This window comes from Pseudomonas sp. MOIL14HWK12:I2, from assembly GCF_000510745.1.
In the GTDB taxonomy this organism is placed as follows: Bacteria; Pseudomonadota; Gammaproteobacteria; order Pseudomonadales; family Pseudomonadaceae; genus Chryseomonas; species Chryseomonas oryzihabitans.
This window is the reverse complement of the sequence record NZ_KI783313.1, coordinates 417,583-433,795: the sequence shown is the minus strand read 5'-3', so window position 1 is coordinate 433,795 and position 16,213 is coordinate 417,583. Positions and strand designations below refer to the sequence as shown.

The 16,213-nt window shown below is 62.9% G+C and carries 14 protein-coding genes; 5 read left to right on the top strand and 9 right to left on the bottom strand.

Going from position 1 to position 16,213, the window contains the following annotated elements:
* Positions 1 to 6: 6 nt before the first annotated feature.
* Entirely contained in the window at positions 7 to 1,353 is a 1,347-nt protein-coding gene (locus PSK12I2_RS0118325) for a class II 3-deoxy-7-phosphoheptulonate synthase (protein ID WP_007158492.1), read from the bottom strand.
* 112 nt (positions 1,354 to 1,465) lie between these two features.
* Between PSK12I2_RS0118325 and PSK12I2_RS0118320 the strand changes: the two genes are divergently transcribed.
* Both PSK12I2_RS0118320 and PSK12I2_RS0118315 read left to right on the top strand, forming a co-directional pair.
* Complete coding sequence (locus PSK12I2_RS0118320) at positions 1,466 to 2,215, top strand: spermidine synthase (protein WP_027599514.1); 750 nt, start codon at positions 1,466 to 1,468, stop codon at positions 2,213 to 2,215.
* Positions 2,216 to 2,497: 282 nt separating this feature from the next.
* Positions 2,498 to 4,192, top strand: a complete 1,695-nt coding sequence (locus PSK12I2_RS0118315) for a DEAD/DEAH box helicase (RefSeq protein WP_007158490.1) — start codon at positions 2,498 to 2,500, stop codon at positions 4,190 to 4,192.
* A 224-nt stretch (positions 4,193 to 4,416) separates the two neighbouring features.
* On the opposite strand, the gene PSK12I2_RS0118310 is transcribed toward PSK12I2_RS0118315, so the two are convergent.
* From PSK12I2_RS0118310 to PSK12I2_RS0118295, 4 genes are all read right to left on the bottom strand, one after another.
* A complete protein-coding gene (locus PSK12I2_RS0118310) occupies positions 4,417 to 5,661 on the bottom strand; it encodes an acetyl-CoA carboxylase biotin carboxylase subunit family protein (protein ID WP_027599513.1) in 1,245 nt (414 codons plus the stop codon).
* A gap of 60 nt (positions 5,662 to 5,721) precedes the next feature.
* Complete coding sequence (locus tag PSK12I2_RS0118305; protein WP_027599512.1) at positions 5,722 to 6,945, bottom strand: acetyl-CoA carboxylase biotin carboxylase subunit family protein; 1,224 nt, start codon at positions 6,943 to 6,945, stop codon at positions 5,722 to 5,724.
* Between the two features lie 99 nt (positions 6,946 to 7,044).
* Entirely contained in the window at positions 7,045 to 8,145 is a 1,101-nt protein-coding gene (locus PSK12I2_RS0118300) for an amidinotransferase (RefSeq protein ID WP_027599511.1), read from the bottom strand.
* A gap of 965 nt (positions 8,146 to 9,110) precedes the next feature.
* Positions 9,111 to 10,493, bottom strand: a complete 1,383-nt coding sequence (locus PSK12I2_RS0118295; protein ID WP_007158489.1) for an adenylate/guanylate cyclase domain-containing protein — start codon at positions 10,491 to 10,493, stop codon at positions 9,111 to 9,113.
* 200 nt (positions 10,494 to 10,693) lie between these two features.
* Between PSK12I2_RS0118295 and PSK12I2_RS0118290 the strand changes: the two genes are divergently transcribed.
* Complete coding sequence (locus tag PSK12I2_RS0118290; protein ID WP_027599509.1) at positions 10,694 to 11,260, top strand: nitroreductase; 567 nt, start codon at positions 10,694 to 10,696, stop codon at positions 11,258 to 11,260.
* On the opposite strand, the gene PSK12I2_RS0118285 is transcribed toward PSK12I2_RS0118290, so the two are convergent.
* The 4 genes from PSK12I2_RS0118285 to PSK12I2_RS0118270 all read right to left on the bottom strand — a co-directional run bounded on the left by PSK12I2_RS0118285 (position 11,235) and on the right by PSK12I2_RS0118270 (position 14,618).
* Complete coding sequence (locus PSK12I2_RS0118285; RefSeq protein ID WP_027599508.1) at positions 11,235 to 12,608, bottom strand: HAMP domain-containing sensor histidine kinase; 1,374 nt, start codon at positions 12,606 to 12,608, stop codon at positions 11,235 to 11,237. The two genes, PSK12I2_RS0118290 and PSK12I2_RS0118285, sit on opposite strands and share 26 nt — an antisense overlap.
* 197 nt (positions 12,609 to 12,805) lie before the next feature.
* A complete protein-coding gene (locus PSK12I2_RS0118280; RefSeq protein WP_007158486.1) occupies positions 12,806 to 13,240 on the bottom strand; it encodes a Spy/CpxP family protein refolding chaperone in 435 nt (144 codons plus the stop codon).
* A gap of 111 nt (positions 13,241 to 13,351) precedes the next feature.
* A complete protein-coding gene (locus PSK12I2_RS0118275; RefSeq protein ID WP_027599507.1) occupies positions 13,352 to 14,029 on the bottom strand; it encodes a response regulator transcription factor in 678 nt (225 codons plus the stop codon).
* Positions 14,030 to 14,033: 4 nt separating this feature from the next.
* Positions 14,034 to 14,618, bottom strand: a complete 585-nt coding sequence (locus tag PSK12I2_RS0118270; RefSeq protein ID WP_027599506.1) for a septation protein A — start codon at positions 14,616 to 14,618, stop codon at positions 14,034 to 14,036.
* A 60-nt stretch (positions 14,619 to 14,678) separates the two neighbouring features.
* Between PSK12I2_RS0118270 and PSK12I2_RS0118265 the strand changes: the two genes are divergently transcribed.
* Entirely contained in the window at positions 14,679 to 15,551 is an 873-nt protein-coding gene (locus PSK12I2_RS0118265) for a PHP domain-containing protein (RefSeq protein WP_027599505.1), read from the top strand.
* On the top strand, positions 15,548 to 16,177 hold the full coding sequence (locus PSK12I2_RS0118260) for an L-threonylcarbamoyladenylate synthase (RefSeq protein WP_027599504.1): 630 nt from the start codon (positions 15,548 to 15,550) through the stop codon (positions 16,175 to 16,177). Before PSK12I2_RS0118265 ends, PSK12I2_RS0118260 begins: the two co-directional genes overlap by 4 nt.
* Positions 16,178 to 16,213 lie beyond the last annotated feature (36 nt).

Below are 16,213 nucleotides of genomic sequence, written 5' to 3'. Positions count from 1 at the left end.
TCTTCCTTAGCGGCGAATGCCCTTGAGCGTCTCGGCGATCATGAAGGCCAGCTCCAGGGACTGGTCGGCATTCAGGCGCGGGTCGCAATGGGTGTGGTAGCGATCGGACAGGGCGTCTTCGGTGACCGGGCGGGCGCCACCGATGCATTCGGTGACGTTCTGGCCGGTCATCTCGATATGGATGCCACCCGCGTAGGTGCCCTCGGCCTGGTGCACGCCGAAGAATTCCTTGACCTCGCCCAGCACGCTGGCGAAATCCCGGGTCTTGTAGCCGGTAGAGGCCTTGATGGTGTTGCCGTGCATGGGGTCGGAGCTCCACAGCACCTGGCGACCCTCCCGCTCGACGGTCTGGATCAGGCGCGGCAGGTGATCGCCGACCTTGCCCACGCCCATCCGCACGATGAGGTTGAGGCGACCCGGATCGTTCTCGGGGTTGAGGGTGTCGATCAGGCGGATCAGGTCTTCGCTGGTGGTGGAAGGACCGACCTTGACGCCGATGGGATTGTTCACGCCGCGCAGGAATTCGACGTGGGCGCCGTCGGGCTGGCGGGTGCGGTCACCGATCCAGAGCATGTGCGCCGAGCAGTCGTACCAGTCACCGGTCAGGCTGTCGCGCCGGACGAAGGCTTCCTCGTAGTTGAGCAGCAGCGCCTCGTGGGCGGTGAAGAAATTGGTTTCCTTGACCTGGGGTGCGGTGTCCAGGCCACAGGCGCGCATGAAGGCGAGGGTCTCGTCGATGCGGTCCGCCAGCTGGTGGTAGCGGTCGGCCAGCGCCGAGTTGGCGATGAAGTCCAGATTCCAGCGATGCACCTGGTGCAGGTCGGCGAAACCGCCCTGGGCGAAGGCGCGCAGCAGATTGAGGGTCGCGGTGGACTGGTTGTAGGCCTGGATCAGGCGCTGCGGGTCGGGGATGCGGCTGCCTTCGGTGAAGTCGATGCCGTTGACGATGTCGCCACGGTAGGCTGGCAGGGAGACGCCGTCCTGGACCTCGTCGCCGGAGGAACGCGGCTTGGCGAACTGGCCGGCCATGCGGCCGACCTTGACCACCGGGCAGCCGGCGGCGAAGGTCATGACCACCGCCATCTGCAGGAGCACCTTGAAGGTGTCGCGAATCTTGCCGGCGGAAAATTCGAAGAAGCTTTCCGCGCAATCGCCGCCCTGCAGCAGGAAGGCCCGGCCCTGGGTGACCTCGGCGAACTGCCGGCGCAATTCGCGGGCTTCGCCGGCGAACACCAGCGGCGGATAGCCGGCCAGGGTGCGCTCGACATCGGCGAGACGGGCTTTATCGGGGTATTCGGGCTGTTGCTGGATGGGCAGGCCTCTCCAGCTGGTGGGGCTCCAGGGCGCGGACATGATTCTCTCTGAGTGGTGCGACGAAGCCTTCCATACTAACCGATGACGGGCGCAACGCTCGATAGACAGTGCCCATCGCGGCTACCATGGGCGGCTATAGAGGAGGGTGGTGATGGTCGAGACGGAAGTGTTGCTGGAAGAGGTCGTCGATGACCATGGCCGGATCCGGGTGGTGGAGGTGGGGCCTTATCGCTTCCTGGAGTTTGGCGAGGAGGTGGAACAAAGCTGCGTCTTCACCGCGGACCCCGCCTGGCTGGAATACGACTACAACCGCGCCATGCTGTTGGGCGCGCTCTGCCACCCGCAGCCGCGGCGGGCGCTCTTTCTCGGCCTGGGCGCCGGCACCCTGACCCAGGCCTGCCTCAAGTGGCTGCCCCTGGAGGCGGTGGAAGCCCTGGAGCTGCGTCCTGCGGTGCCGCGCCTGGCGCGCCAGCATCTGGGCCTCGACGAGGACCCGCGCCTGGCCATCCGCATCGGCGATGCCCTCGATCTGCTCGACAGCGCGGCGCCTGCCGATCTGATCTTCGTCGACCTCTATACCGATGTCGGCCCCTCCAGTGCCCACCTGGCCTGGCGCTTCCTGGAAAACTGCCAGGCCAAGCTCAACCCCGGCGGCTGGCTGATGATCAACCAGTGGAGCGCCACCGATGGCAAGCCCCTGGGCGCCGCACTGCTGCGCGGCCTGTTCCGCCATCATTACTGGGAGTGCCCGGTGGTCGAGGGCAATGTCATCCTGCTGGTGCCGGCCAGTCTGGAGCAGGAGCTGGACGAGGCGGGCACGCGGCAGCGCGCCCGGGATTTGACCCCGCGGATAGGGTTCGATGTGGAGGCCTATCTGGACAACCTGCGTGCGGCAACCTGACCACAAAAGTAGACCAAGGTTCTCTGGAGAAATGTCCAGGGTTCGGGTATCATTCGCCCCGGTCTTTTTGACCTTCCGTTCAGGAACTGCATTTTCCCGGTCCGCCGCCACGGCCACACCGGTCGTGCGTTCGCCCGACGGCGAACAATCCTAGACGCTTCACCCCTTTTTCATCCGCTATTTCGCAAAAAGCTCACACCTTGGCTGCCTGGGCGACTTCGGTCATTCGGATAAGCGCAGCTCTTGGCTTTGGGGTCTTTGCGAAGCACACGAGGCAAGACAATGACCCAGGACACCAGCGGTTTCGCTGCGCTCAATCTCAATCCCGCCATCCTCGCCGCCATCAAGGCCGTCGGCTACGAAGAGCCGTCGCCCATCCAGTCGCAGTCCATCCCGGTAATTCTCTCCGGCCACGACATGATCGGCCAGGCCCAGACCGGTACCGGCAAGACCGCAGCCTTCGCTCTGCCGCTGCTCTCGAAACTCGACCCGTCCCGCCGCGAACCCCAGATTCTGGTGCTGGTTCCCACCCGTGAACTGGCCCTGCAGGTGGCTACCGCCTGCGAAACCTATTCCACCGAGATGCCCGGCGTGAAGGTCGTGGCCCTCTACGGCGGCGCGCCCATGGGCCCGCAGCTGAAGTCCCTGCGCATGGGCGCCCAGGTTCTGGTCGCCACCCCCGGTCGTCTGTGCGACCACCTGCGTCGCGACGACAACCTGCTGGCCACCGTCCAGCACCTGGTGCTCGACGAAGCCGACGAGATGCTCAAGCTGGGCTTCATGGATGACCTCGAATTCATCTTCGAAGCCATGCCGGAATCCCGCCAGACCGTGCTGTTCTCGGCGACCCTGCCGCCGTCGATCCGCGCCATCGCCGAGCGTCACCTCAAGGAGCCGCAACACGTCCGCATCGCGGCCAAGACGCAGACCGTCGCCCGCATCGAGCAGGCGCACCTGATGGTCCACGCCGACCAGAAGCCGGCCTCGGTGCTGCGCCTGCTGGAAGTGGAGAACTTCGACGCCCTGATCGCCTTCGTGCGCACCAAGCAGGCGACCCTGGACCTGGCCGAGCTGCTGGAACGCCAGGGCTATCGTGTCAGCGCCCTGAACGGCGATATGCCCCAGGCCCAGCGCGAGAAGACCATCGAGTCGCTGAAGGATGGTTCGCTGGACATCGTGGTCGCCACCGACGTCGCCGCTCGCGGCCTGGACGTGGCGCGCATCACCCACGTCCTGAACGTGGACATGCCCTACGATCCGGAATCCTACGTGCACCGTATCGGTCGTACCGGCCGTGCCGGTCGTGAAGGTCGCGCGCTGCTGCTGGTCACCCCGCGCGAGCGCCGCATGCTGCAGGTCATCGAGCGCGTCACCGGTCAGCGCGTCGGCGAGATCCGCCTGCCCGACGCCGAAGCCGTGCTGGAAGCCCGTATCTCCCGCCTGGCCGATGGCGTGGGTTCGCTGCTGGCCGATGCTGACACCACCCATGGCGCCCTGCGTCAGGAGCTGTGCGAGCGTCTGCAGTGCGATCCCTCGACCCTGGCCGCGGCCCTGCTGGCCAAGCTGACCAGCGGCCGCGCCCTGGACATCGAGTCGGTCCGTCGCGAGCAGCCGCTCACCCCCGGCGCCGGCCGTGGCGAGCGTCCCCGTGGCGAGCGCAGCGAACGGGGCGATCGTCCCGAGCGTGGTGAGCGTCCGGACCGTGGCGAGCGTCGTCCGATGCAGCCGTTGCCGGAAGGCCGCGTGCGCTGCCGCACCGCCCTGGGCGCCCGTGATGGCGTCGCCGCCAAGAACCTGCTGGGTGCCATCATCAACGAAGGTGGCATGGATCGCGAGGCCATCGGCCGCATCCAGATCCGTGACTCGTTCAGCCTCGTGGAACTGCCCGAGGAAGGCCTGGAGCGTCTGCTGACCAAGCTCAAGGACACCCGCGTAGCCGGCAAGGCCCTGCGCCTGCGTCGCTATCGCGAGGATTGATCCCGAGGCTTTTGCCTGGCGATAAGAGGCCCCGGCGCTGCAAGGCGTCGGGGCCTTTTTGTTGCGCTGGAAGCCTGGTAAGACCAACCCTGTACTCACGCACGTATACGCTACGGGTCGCCGTTTCCCGGCGCCTGCGAAGGGACTGGTAGGTCGCCAAATCCACGGGAACGGTCTCAGGCGAGAACGGTGAGAGGAGCGGGGATTGCGAGCGCTGCTAAGGGCTAGCTGCCTCTGACAGCGAGATGTACCTGGTAATGTTCCAGAACGTACTGGACGTCTTCGGCGACTCTTCGCCGCTCGCCACAGAATACGAAAGTACCCAGGCCATCCTTGTGGCAGAAAAAGGCACCCGACGCTATGTCTCCCGGACGCGGTAGGGTCTTCATGCTCAATGTCGGAAGGCTTTCGATCGCTGCGAGCGTCAGGTGGGAGACATGGAGCGTTTCGCGGGACAGGTGCTTTTTCGGAAACATCATATAGGCCCAGGCTTCGCAGCGGCGGCTGGCCTGCAGGGATTCACAGAGGCCGAGTTGCAGGGCGAGGTGAAGCAGGCGCAGGTCCAGGCCATGAGCGAACGCTATCATCTCGGTCGTATGTCCGCCGCCCGGGCGGAAGGCGATTTCCAGCAATTCCAAACCAGCGCCTGCGTCGCCGAAGGCTTCGATGTGATAGACCCCGTCAGGGCAATCGAACGCAGCTATCACCCGTTCGGCGAAGGGACGCCAGAGCGCCTCGAGATCCTCCTGGGGAACTGAGAGATACCCCAGTGGTTGCTCGGCAAGGTAGTCGATGGGTTTCCCCAGGTATTCACCGGCACTGAGGAACGCCAGTTGCTTGCCGAGAACGATGGCATCGAGTTGATACAGAGGCTGGCTGTTATAGGTTTCGATGATGTACTGGTGTTCGCTCATGTCCTGGTAGCTGTCACCCGTATCGCGGGGGAGGCCGGAGAGCTCGCGGGCATCGGTGATGATCCTGACTCCCACGGCGCCCGCCAGCGATCGGGGTTTCAGAATGACCGGAAGGGTCGCCGCGCCGCTTTTCAGCTCGTCGAGGGTAAGTTCCTTGGCGGTGGGTATGTTGAACAGCTGGGCGATCTGTTTCATCCGCTTCTTGTCGCGAAAGCGCACAGCCATATCGAGCGTAAGCCCTGGCAAGCCCCAGCGTTCGTTGGCCCACGCCGCGACGTGCACCGCGAATTCGTCATTGGGAAGGACTGCGGTAATGGCGTAGGTGTCGGCGATTCGATCAAGGACGCTGTCAATTTCGCCATGGACGGCGAAGTCCCGGACCAGGAAGGTGTCGCTCCGCACCAGTTCCGCTCCAGCCTGGCCCAGCAGGTCCTCCAGGAGGTAGACGAATGTCCATCGCGCTAGCTCATAGGTGTCCCTGAGTCTGGCGACCACCTTATCGACATCCAGTTCGGAGGAAATGATCAATAGGGTGTTGGGCTGGTCAATTCTCATGATGAACGGGGCCTTTGGTCGTGGCGGATATCTGTGGGAGCAGCGGTCCCAGGCCGCTATCTACGGTTCAGCGTCAACAGCGACGCTGTAATGCCTGTTCAGGTAGTCGATGTCCTGAAGCACGAGATCGCGATCGCCGCAAAAGACGAATGAGCCCAGCGAGTCCTTGTAGCAGTAGAATTCTCCCGACGCGACGTCGCCGGCCTTGGGTATCGAATGGGTGCTAAGCGTTGGCAGATTTTCCAGGGGTGGTAAGGCCACCTCTGTGACGTAAAGCGGTGTGAGGGAAAGGTGCTTTTTAGGAAAGGTCATATAGCCAAAGGCTTGGGCCTTCCGCTGGATATCTAGTGAAGGTTCCAAGCCCAGTTGTGCCGCGAGATGGATTAGCTTCAGGTCCAGTCCGTAGACCATCTCTATCATCTCGACAATGGCCGCGCCGCCAGGTCGATAGGCGATTTCCAGCAGTTCTGCGCCAGCAAAGGCCTCTATGTGATAGACCCCGTCAGGCGCATCGAAGGCGGCTATCACGGCTTCGGTAAAATGGCGCCAGATATTCTCGATCATCTCCTCGGGAACCGCTATCACGCCGACCGGTTTTTCCTGCAGGAAATCCATGGGTTTGCCTAGATATTCGCCGACCGATAGGAAGGCCAGTGTTCCTTTACGGACGATACAATCAATATGGTAGATGCAGGCTGGATTATAGGTTTCGATAAGATACTGATGTTTGCTCATATCCTGATATTCAGGGTTCGAATCGATATCGATGGACGACATTTCGTCTGCTTCGGTAATGATCCGGACGCCTTGAGCGCCCGCCAGCGAACGCGGTTTGACGATGATGGGAAACTGCACCTGCCCAAGCTTGATTTCATCGAGCGTTATTTCTCTGGCGGTCCTGATTCCTGCGCGCTGAGCGATCTCTTTCATTTTCTTCTTGTCGCGAAACCTTTGCGCCTCTTCTCGGGTGATGCCTGGAAGTTGCCAGCGCTCATTTGCTGAAGCGGCTACGTAGAGCGAAAATTCGTCGAAAGCCACCGCGGTAGAAATGCTGTAGTGGCGAGCTATCTTATCAAGGGCTGCCTCTACCTCGGTGGCGATGGCGAAGTCAGAGACGAGAAAGTTTTCCGGGCGTTTCAATTCCTCTCGCGCCTCGCCCAGATAATCCTCCAGCAGAAAGACGAACCTCCAGGTCTGCAGGTCATACTTCGCCTTGAGCGCCGCTACGTTCAAGGCGACATCCAGGTCGGAAGAAACGATCAGTACCGTATGTTCGAGCTGCATTTCCAAATCCTGTCATGCTTGCGGCTATTGGTGCGCGCAGGGCCTCGGGCCCTGCGCGCTTAGAGCGCCCCACTGTTTCCAGATGGGCGCCGGAAGTCTTCAGATATAACTTTTCAGGCTTCCGCGCCGTTTGACATCCAGCGTGGCACAGTGGAAGGAGCCACCGAAGGTCTGAAAGTGCTTGAAGGGACAGAGGATGGTCTTGAAACCCCACTGGCGGAAGGCGTTGATCAGAGCCTCCTCGTCCTGCTCGACGACCACCGTTCTTTCGTCCAGCATCAGCACATTGATGTGAATCCACTTGGAAGTGATGTAAAGAGGATGGTCGTCGGGCAGGTTGGACGGCGGCGGAGTCAGGATTTCCCAATCTTTGAAGATGTCAGGAATCTGCGGTACCCAGCCCTTGTTGACGAGTACGCGGCCTGGCGCCAGCGGCAGTATCGTCGTGTCGATGTGCATGGGGCCTGGCTCTTCGAACTCATAGATATGGATGCGATAATCCGATCCGAGGGTTCTGCGCAGCCATTCGATGCCCTTGTTATTCGTTACATGGCTACGCTGGCCGATGATGTCGCGGCCCATCTTCATGAAGTCGGCAGCGTCAAATAGCGGTTCCACCTCAGTGATTATGGAGTTGAATGGAATCTCCTGATCGAAGTCATAATCCCTTTTCCAGATGTTTTCTTTCAGCATCGGCTTGGGGGCTGAGATCCATTCCGCACCTCTGCTGAAGTAATCGTTCAGGATGTCACGAAAAGCGAAGGTCTCGAAGTAACGGCTGCGCCAGGCCATGGGCACTTCAATGATCTTTTTGCCGATTGCGAAAAGGCAGTCCCTTGGCATGGCGGAGTAGAAGGTGCCACCTGTAGTGAAATGGGGAGTCACTATGGGCTGATGGTGATTGAACTCGTTTGGCCGTTTTACTCTTATGCCCTCGGCTTCCAGGATCCTGGCCAGCGTATTGACTTCCTGCCTGGCCTTGATGACCAGTTCTTCCGGAAATCGCTGTCCAGAGTATGTCTGGAAAAAGTCGCTCGACTCTCTGGGTATGATGGCTCTCAGACCGGTATCCCATTCAGGTACGCGGATGTCATCCATTATGCCAACTATGACCTCCTCCAGGGGATCCCACTCCGTATAGACTTCTACGGGGCTTTCCAGGTTGGAAAAGGATGACGGCTCTTCTGTTTGGAATTCCATGATAAATGGCCTTCGGCAGTAAATGAAGAGTATATGTTTGGCGAAAAAATAGTGGGTGGCAAGAGAGGCGGTTAGGAAGTTATATATTGTCGGATTATAAGATGACGGTATTCGTATGTGGTGGTCGGGTGCCGGTGCTAAGGGTGCGGGTGAGTGTACGCGCCTTCTGCTTAATTGATAGTTCTTGCTTGGGTGGTGATTTGTAGTGGATGTTCCTGATTACTGCTGCGTTTTTCTGAAATACCTGTGGTTGGCGGCTTGGCCTGGTTAGGCTAGTTCATATAACGAAGATACGCCGGTCCGCGCGATAGGTATTGGCATGCATGTAATAAGCAGGCCGAAAATTGATATGCTGATAGTATTTCTTTGGAAATCATGCTGCCGGCATGTTCATGGCTTATTAAAGTCGCTTCGCGAGATTCCACGTTGCGTGGAGGGGCTACGGGGCGCTATCGAAGGCCCACTGTGGAAGTTGCTCAGGAGGTTGGGCTGCACCTTGCCAGCATCGGTACCCTGTGACGCGAAGATACGCTGGTCAAGGCTGATCGCCGCCCGGCTGTGCCTTTCCTGCAAATCGGGATAGGCCGGTTCGCCAGCGGCACAAAGGGATATGCCTAATCACTGGAGTGCTCGTCCTAGAGTCACAGATAAGTCTTCGGCGTCGAATGCTCCTGGAAGGGGCAGGGCAGCCTGGGTATCGAAGGCCTGGGCCTTTCCAGCGGGGCCGCAGCAGCACGTTCGCTTCAGCTCAGACCGCCGTCTCTTTGCCGAGCCAAGATGCGATCTGTTGGGCGGCAATGAGTATTGCCAAGGGAGGGCGGGCTTGGCTGTGCTTGGTGGCTGTCAGCGATATATCAGCATCCTACCGGGCAGCGGTCCGGATGCCGCCTGCGCTAGCGGTCTGATTGCGCCCAGCCAAGGGCGCCGAGGTACGTCCAGATTCGGCCGCAGGGTCTGCGGTCGCTTTAAAGAATTACCTTGTCCTTGAGCTTTTCCGCTGCCAGCTGCAGCGCCTGGATGACCCGCTCCTTGTCGTAGTTCTGGATGTTGTTGGTATCCAGGTACATGGAGAAGCCCGGCAGTTCGTGCTCGACATAGCTGGGAGAGGCGCCCAGGTCGCGACGGAAGTCCACCACCTGATAGATCTGCACCGGCTTGCTGAAGCCCTTGACGGTGATCCAGCTCTTGTCGCGGCACATGATGGTTTCCTTGACCAGCGAGTAGGTCTCGTGGCTGATCAGGATCTCGCCGGCATCGGCGGCATTCTCCAGGCGGCTGGCCAGGTTCACTTCGCGACCGATGATGGTGTAGTCCATGCGCGTGCTGGAGCCGAAGTTGCCGACCGTGCAGTAACCGGTGTTCAGGCCCATGCGGATCTCCAGCGGCTTGTTGATGCCCTGGCTGCGCCACTGCTGGCGCAGGACCTTCATGTGCTTGCGCATGGCGATGGCCATGGAGACCGCAGCCACGGCGTCCTTCTTGGCGCCCTGGCTGTTGGCGTCGCCAAAGAACACCATCACGCAGTCACCGACGAACTTGTCGATAGTGCCACCGTATTTGACGGCGATCTTCGACATCTCGTTGAGGTAGTTGTTGAGCATGTCGGTGAGGGCTTCGGCCTCGAGTTCTTCGGACAGTTCGGTGAAGCCCTTGATGTCGGAGAAGAACACCGTGATCTTCTTGCGCTGGGTGCCCAGGGCGATGTGCTGCTTGCCGGTGAAGATGGATTCCCAGACTTGGGGCGAGAGGTATTTGGCCAGGTTGTGCGCCAGGATCGCCGACTTTTCCTGCTCGCGCTTGAGGTCGTCGTTGATCTGGATGAGGCGCTTGCGCTGGCGATGCAGGAAGTAGCCGGTGCCCCAGAGGTGCAGCATGGTGCCCACCACGCTGGTGACCGCCACCAGCAGCGGACTGGTGAGGTCGACACCCTGGAAGAAGGTGGCGCTGCCCAGCGCCGCGGCGCTGGTGGCGAACAGCAGGCACAGGCCGAGCAGGCGCGGGCCACCGCGCAGCATGCTGGTATAGCCGAGCATGAACAGCAGCATCAGGGTGGGCATCAGCGGGAAGCGCAACACCACCGCGGCCATGCCGACATGGATGGCGTCCAAGGCGGCGAGGATGATATCGGTCTGGGCGCCGCGATCGCGTCTGAGCTTGAGGCTCAGGGTCTGGGCCACATGGGGGTAGAGCAGGGCATAGGGGATCAGCCACAGGCCCACCGCATCGGCCTGGGTGTAGTACCCGGCGGTGACGCTGGCGGCAGCGATCAGATAGGCGAATACCCGGGCGTAGTAGACGCCCAGGCTGTCACCGGACGCAGCGAGGAACCGGTTGAGCGCAAACTTCATCTGTCGGGTCCGTTTCGAAAAAGGCGAGAGGTCGGGATAACTCCGTTCGCGACGATGAAAGCGGCCGGGTTTTCTAGCATTCGCGATCTTAGCCGACCGCCCCGGTAGCGGCCAAGAATGTCAGCCATTTCGCTGCTGTGACAGCCAAATTCGGCAGTCGTCCCTGGGGTACACTGCGGCATCTTTACAGGAGAGACGCTATGGATGCCCTCGAAGCCCTTTGCAATCGCGCCTCGGTCGGTCGCCTGACCGAACCGGGCCCCACGCCCGCGCAACTCGAGACCCTGCTGCGCGCCGCGGACCGGGCGCCGGACCACAAGCTGCTGCGCCCCTGGCGGCTGATCCTGGTGAGCGGCGCCGCCCGCACGGCGCTCGGCGAGCTCTATGCCGAAGCCCTGCGCCGGCGCGAGCCCGACGCCGATGCGGCGGCCCTGGACAAGGCGCGGCGCATGCCGCTGCGGGCCCCCCTGGTGATCGCCGTGGTCGCCACGCCCCAGGAACACCCCAAGGTGCCGGTCCAGGAGCAGATCATCACCGCCGGCTGCGTGGCGCATGGCCTGGTCAACGCGGCCTTCGCCCTGGGCCTGGGTGCGGTCTGGCGCTCCGGTGAGTTCAGCTACGATCCCTGGGTGCTGCAGGGGCTGGGACTGGCCGAGGACGAACAGCTGGTGGGCTACATCTACCTGGGCACGCCGGAGATGGCGCCGCGGATCCCGGCGCCGCGCGATCTGAGCGGCCAGGTCAGCCATTGGTCAGGACCGGTCTGAGCGGCAGGGTGACGGTGGCGAGAAAGCCGCCGTCCGGGTGATTGCTCAGGTGCAGCTCGCCACCATGGCGCTGGATGGCGCGGCGGGCGATCGCCAGCCCCAGGCCATAGCCGGTGGCGTGCTGCTGATCCGAGCGGAAGAAGGGCTCACCCAGCCGGGGCAGGTCGTCGACCTTGACTCCGGGGCCATGGTCACGCACCTGGATGCACACCTCGCCCGCGGCGGCTGTCGCCGAGATGACGATCGGCAGGGCGGGCGGGTTGAAGCGCAGCGCATTGCGCAAGAGATTGTCCAGGGCCCGTTCCAGCACATCGGGCCAGCCGTCTAGCCGCAGGGCGGCGGGAACGTCCAGCTCTACCCGCTGCTGCGGGGCGCTGAGCTGGGCATCCTCAACCAGGCCTTCCAGCAGCGGGTGCAATTCCAGCTGCTCGGGCGGACCGGGATCCGCTTCCTGGCGGGCCAGGGCGAGAATCTCGCCGATCAGGGTTTCCAGGCGATCGCATTCCAGGGTCAGGCGCGGCCACATGTTGCCCAGGTCATGGGGATCGGAGCGTTCGGCCAGCGCCAGGGCGATGCGCAGGCGGGCCAGCGGGGAGCGTAGCTCGTGGGACACGTCGCGCAGCAGCTGCCGCTGGCTGTCGATCAGGCGCTGCAGATGGGCGCCCATGCGATTGAAGTCTTCGGCCAGCACGCCCAGTTCGTCCTTGCGGCGGGCGAGGCGGGCGAGGGTGTCCTGCTGATAGGCGGTCTGCCCGAGATCATGGACCGCACGCCTGAGATGATTGAGCGGGCGAGTCAGGCTGAGGGTCAGCAGCAGGCTGAACAGGGTCAGTACCACCGTGGCGATGGCCAGCATGCCGACCGGCCAGAACAGGCTCTGGCGACGCCAGGCACCCAGCTCGGGGGTGGGCAGGTGGTAGATGAACAGGTAGGTCTGGCCGCTCGGGCTGGTGTATTCGTCGGTCAGGCGTCGCCAGGGCAGCGGCCGGTTGGGGTCGCGGGCGCCGGGGCCGGGGCGCTGCTGACGCTGCGGCTGGTCGAGATCCTGGTCGAAGATGCGCGGTGGCAGGGTGCCGCGCACCAGGGGCGAGCCGTTCTCGCCCAGCACCAGCACATCGATGCCGTAGCGGCCCTTGCGCTGTTCAAGCAGGCCTTGGGCGGCGGCGGGACCGTCGTTTTCATAACGTTGCACCCACTGTTCGGGGAGGTCGCGCAGGCCGGGATGCTGCGCGAGGATCCAGGAATCCTGGTCGGCCAGGTGGCCGAGCAGCATGGTCAGACCGACCGCGGACAGGATGGCCAGCCAGAAGGTGGCGAAGATGCGCCAGAAGAGGGAACGAAAAACCATGCAGTCGCCTTAGAAGCTGCTCAAAGTCTGCTGCGCGTCAGCCAAACGGCGTTGAAAATGCCTGCGGAATGCTCATTTACCACTCGTAAACTCCGCTTCCTCAGGCATTTTCGCCTTGTTTGTCTCTAGCTCGCGAGACTTTGGGCAGGTTCTTGGTCAGACGCTGCGCCGAGGACCATCGGCGCAGCGATCGGGGATCAGGAGGACTTGTGGTCCTGCTTCCACTGCTGGAACTCGGCCCACTCCTTGGCGCGATCCTCACGCTTCTTTTCCATTTCGTCGAAGCGCTTCTGCTGATCGGGCTTGAGCAGGGCGCGAATGGACTGACGGGTCTTGTCGCGACTGCCATCCAGCTGATCGTGCAGGGCCTTGCGCTGATCCTCGGGCAGCTTGTCGAGGTAGCTCTTGACGATCTCGCGCTGCTGCTGGCGTTCCTCGCCCATCAGCTTGCCGACCTGCTCGCGTTGCTCGGGGGTCAGCTTGAGGCCGCGCAGGGGGCCATCGCCACGCGGACCGCCATCCATCAGCTTACCGTGGGGCGGCGGGGTGATGTCGGTGCTGTCCTGGGTAGCGGCCAGGGTCAGGGTCGGCAGCAGGGCGGCGAACAGCACGGCGGGCATTAGTTTGCGCATCGGGAAATCTCCTTGGGATGACCGGTGCAACACCGGATGAGCCCAGTCTAGGAGCGGGGGAGTCAGTGGCGGTCAGCGGGGGTAAAGAGGGGGTAAAGGCTGCGCGGTGGGTTAGACGCTGTAGTAGTAGCCGCGGCCCCGCAGCGCCAGGATGCGCGGACGACCGTCGGCATGGCTGCCGAGTTTGCGGCGCAGATTGCTGACATGCATGTCCAGGCTGCGATCGTAGAGGGTCAGCTTGCGGCCCAGGGCCGCCTGGGCCAGGGCCTGCTTTTCCAGGGGTTCGCCCGGTTGCCGCAGCAGGGCTTCGAGGATGCGGCTCTCGGTGAGGGTCAGGGTGATCTCGGTTTCGCCGATGTTGGCGACGCCGCGCGCCAGACTCAGCGACAGGTCGCCCAGCTGCAGGCGGGCCGCGGGCTGGGCCGGATGACTGCGTCTGAGGATGGCTCGGAGGCGCGCGGTGAGTTCGCGCGGATCGCAGGGTTTGGCCAGGTAGTCGTCGGCACCCAGCTCCAGGCCGAGGATCCGGTCGAGCGGTTCGCCCCGTCCAGACAGCATCAGCACGGGCAGTTGCGGATGATCGCTGCGCAGCTGCTTGAGCAATTCCAGGCCACTGCCGTCAGGCAGCATCACGTCCAGCACCACCACGTCCGGCGTCGCCTCGCGCAACTGGCTGCGGGCGTCGCTGCCGGCATGACAGGCGGTGACCTCGAAGCCTTCCTGTTTCAGCCAGGCACCAAGCAGGTCGCACAGTTCCTGGTCGTCGTCGATCAGCAGTATCTGGCTCATGGGATCAGTCTCGCGGTTCATCCATGGGTTGCAGATGGCGCGCCAGATAGAGGCCCTGACCGAGCATGAACACCAGGGTCATCGCCAGACTGCCAAAGACCTTGAAGTCGACCCAGAAGCTTTCGTAGGTGAAGGCCACGTAGAGATTCGCGCAGCCGCAGACGATGAAGAAGACGATCCAGGCGATGTTCAGCCGCGTCCAGATAGGCGCTGGCAGGCGCACCGCGTGGCCCAGCATGCGCTGGATCAGCGGCTTGTCGCCGATGAAATGGCTGCCCAGGAAGGCCAGGGCGAACAGCCAGTTCACCACCGGCGCCTTCCATTTCAGGAAGGTCTCGCTATGGAAGGCCAGGGTCATGCCACCAAACACCAGGCAGGCGATCAGCGTCAGCCACTGACTCTTCTCCAGCCGGCGCTGGGTCGCGAAGATCGCGCCGTAGACCACCAGGGACGCGACGATCAGCACTGCGGTGGCACTGAAGATGCCGCCCAGGGTAAAGGCGTGCCCGGCGAACTCCAGCGGACGCGGATCGAGCTTGTAGACCAGGAAGAACAGGAGCAGGGGGATGAAATCGATGAATTGTTTCATTAACGCAGCCGATAGCAGTGCATCGCGGCATAATACCTGATGAAGCCGGAGGAGAAAGCCATGCGTATCGACCTGCACTGTCATACCACCGCGTCGGACGGCGCCTTCGCGCCCGCCGAGGTGGTCAGACGCGCCCATGAGCGCGGGGTGCAACTGCTGGCCATCACCGACCACGACACCCTGGATGGCTATGCCGAAGCCCTGGAAGCCGCGGACGACCTGGGTCTGCGTCTGCTGCCAGGAATCGAGATGTCCTGTACCTGGGGCGGGGCGACCCTGCATGTGCTGGGCTACAACTTCGCCCTCGAGGCGCCCGAATTGAACGCTGCGCTGGAGGCCCTGCACGAGGGACGCTGGGAACGCGCCCGGGAAATCGACCGGCGGCTGGCGGCCAAGGGCATGCCTGGTACCCTGGACGGCGCCCGGGCGGTGCAGCTGGCCCTGGGTGACAGTCGCAATGCGCCGGCCCGGCCGCATTTCGCCGAATACCTGGTGCAGGCCGGCTTCGTCGAAGACCGCGGCGATGCCTTTCGCAAGTGGCTGGGCGGCGGCAAGCTCGGCGACGTCAAGCAGCACTGGCCGACCCTGGCCGAAACCCTGGCGACCCTGAAGGGCGCCAAGGCATGGATCAGTCTGGCCCACCCGCTGGCCTATGGCTTCACCCGTACCAAACTGCGCAAGCTGATCGGCGAATTCGTCACCGGCGGTGGCCACGCCATCGAGGTGGTCAATGGCGTGCAGCCGGCGGAGCAGGTCGGCACCCTGGCAATTCTGGCGCGGGAATTCGGTCTGATGGTCAGTGCGGGTAGCGATTTCCATGCGCCGGCCGACTGGTCGGAGCTGGGGATGTACCGCCCGTTGCCCGAAGATCTGCCGCCCCTCTGGGCGCGCTTCAGTCAACCGCTGTACCCTCAGAATCGGGAACCCCAATGAGCCAGTTCATCGAGATTCATCCGCAGAATCCCCAGCCGCGGCTGATTCGTCAGGCCGTGGAAATCATTCAGTCCGGCGGTGTCATCGCCTATCCCACCGATTCGTCCTATGCCCTGGGCTGCCGTATCGGCGAGAAGAGCGCGGTGGAGCGTATCCGCCGCATCCGCCAGCTCGACGACAAGCACAACTTCACCCTGGTGTGCTGCGATCTTTCCGAGCTGGGCATCTATGCCAAGGTGGATACCAGCGCCTTCCGCCTGCTCAAGGCCTACACACCAGGGCCCTATACCTTCATCCTCAATGCCACCCGCGAGGTGCCGCGCATGCTGCTGCATCCCAAGCGGCGCACCATCGGCGTGCGGGTGCCCCAGCATCCCATCACCCTGGCGCTGCTGGAGGCGCTGGGCGAGCCGCTGATGAGCGTAAGCCTGATCCTGCCGGGGGATGACGAAGCCCTGGGCGATGCCTGGGAGATCCGCGAGCGTCTCGAGCATTTTGTCGACCTGGTGATCGAGGGCGGTCCGGGTGGCCTGCAGCCCTCCACCGTGATCAGCCTGGCCGACGACGAGCCGGAAGTGATCCGCGTCGGTGCCGGCGATCCCACGCCCTTCATGATCGAAGCATGAGCGAAGCCCTGGACCCCCAGCTGCTGGAGCCCGAGC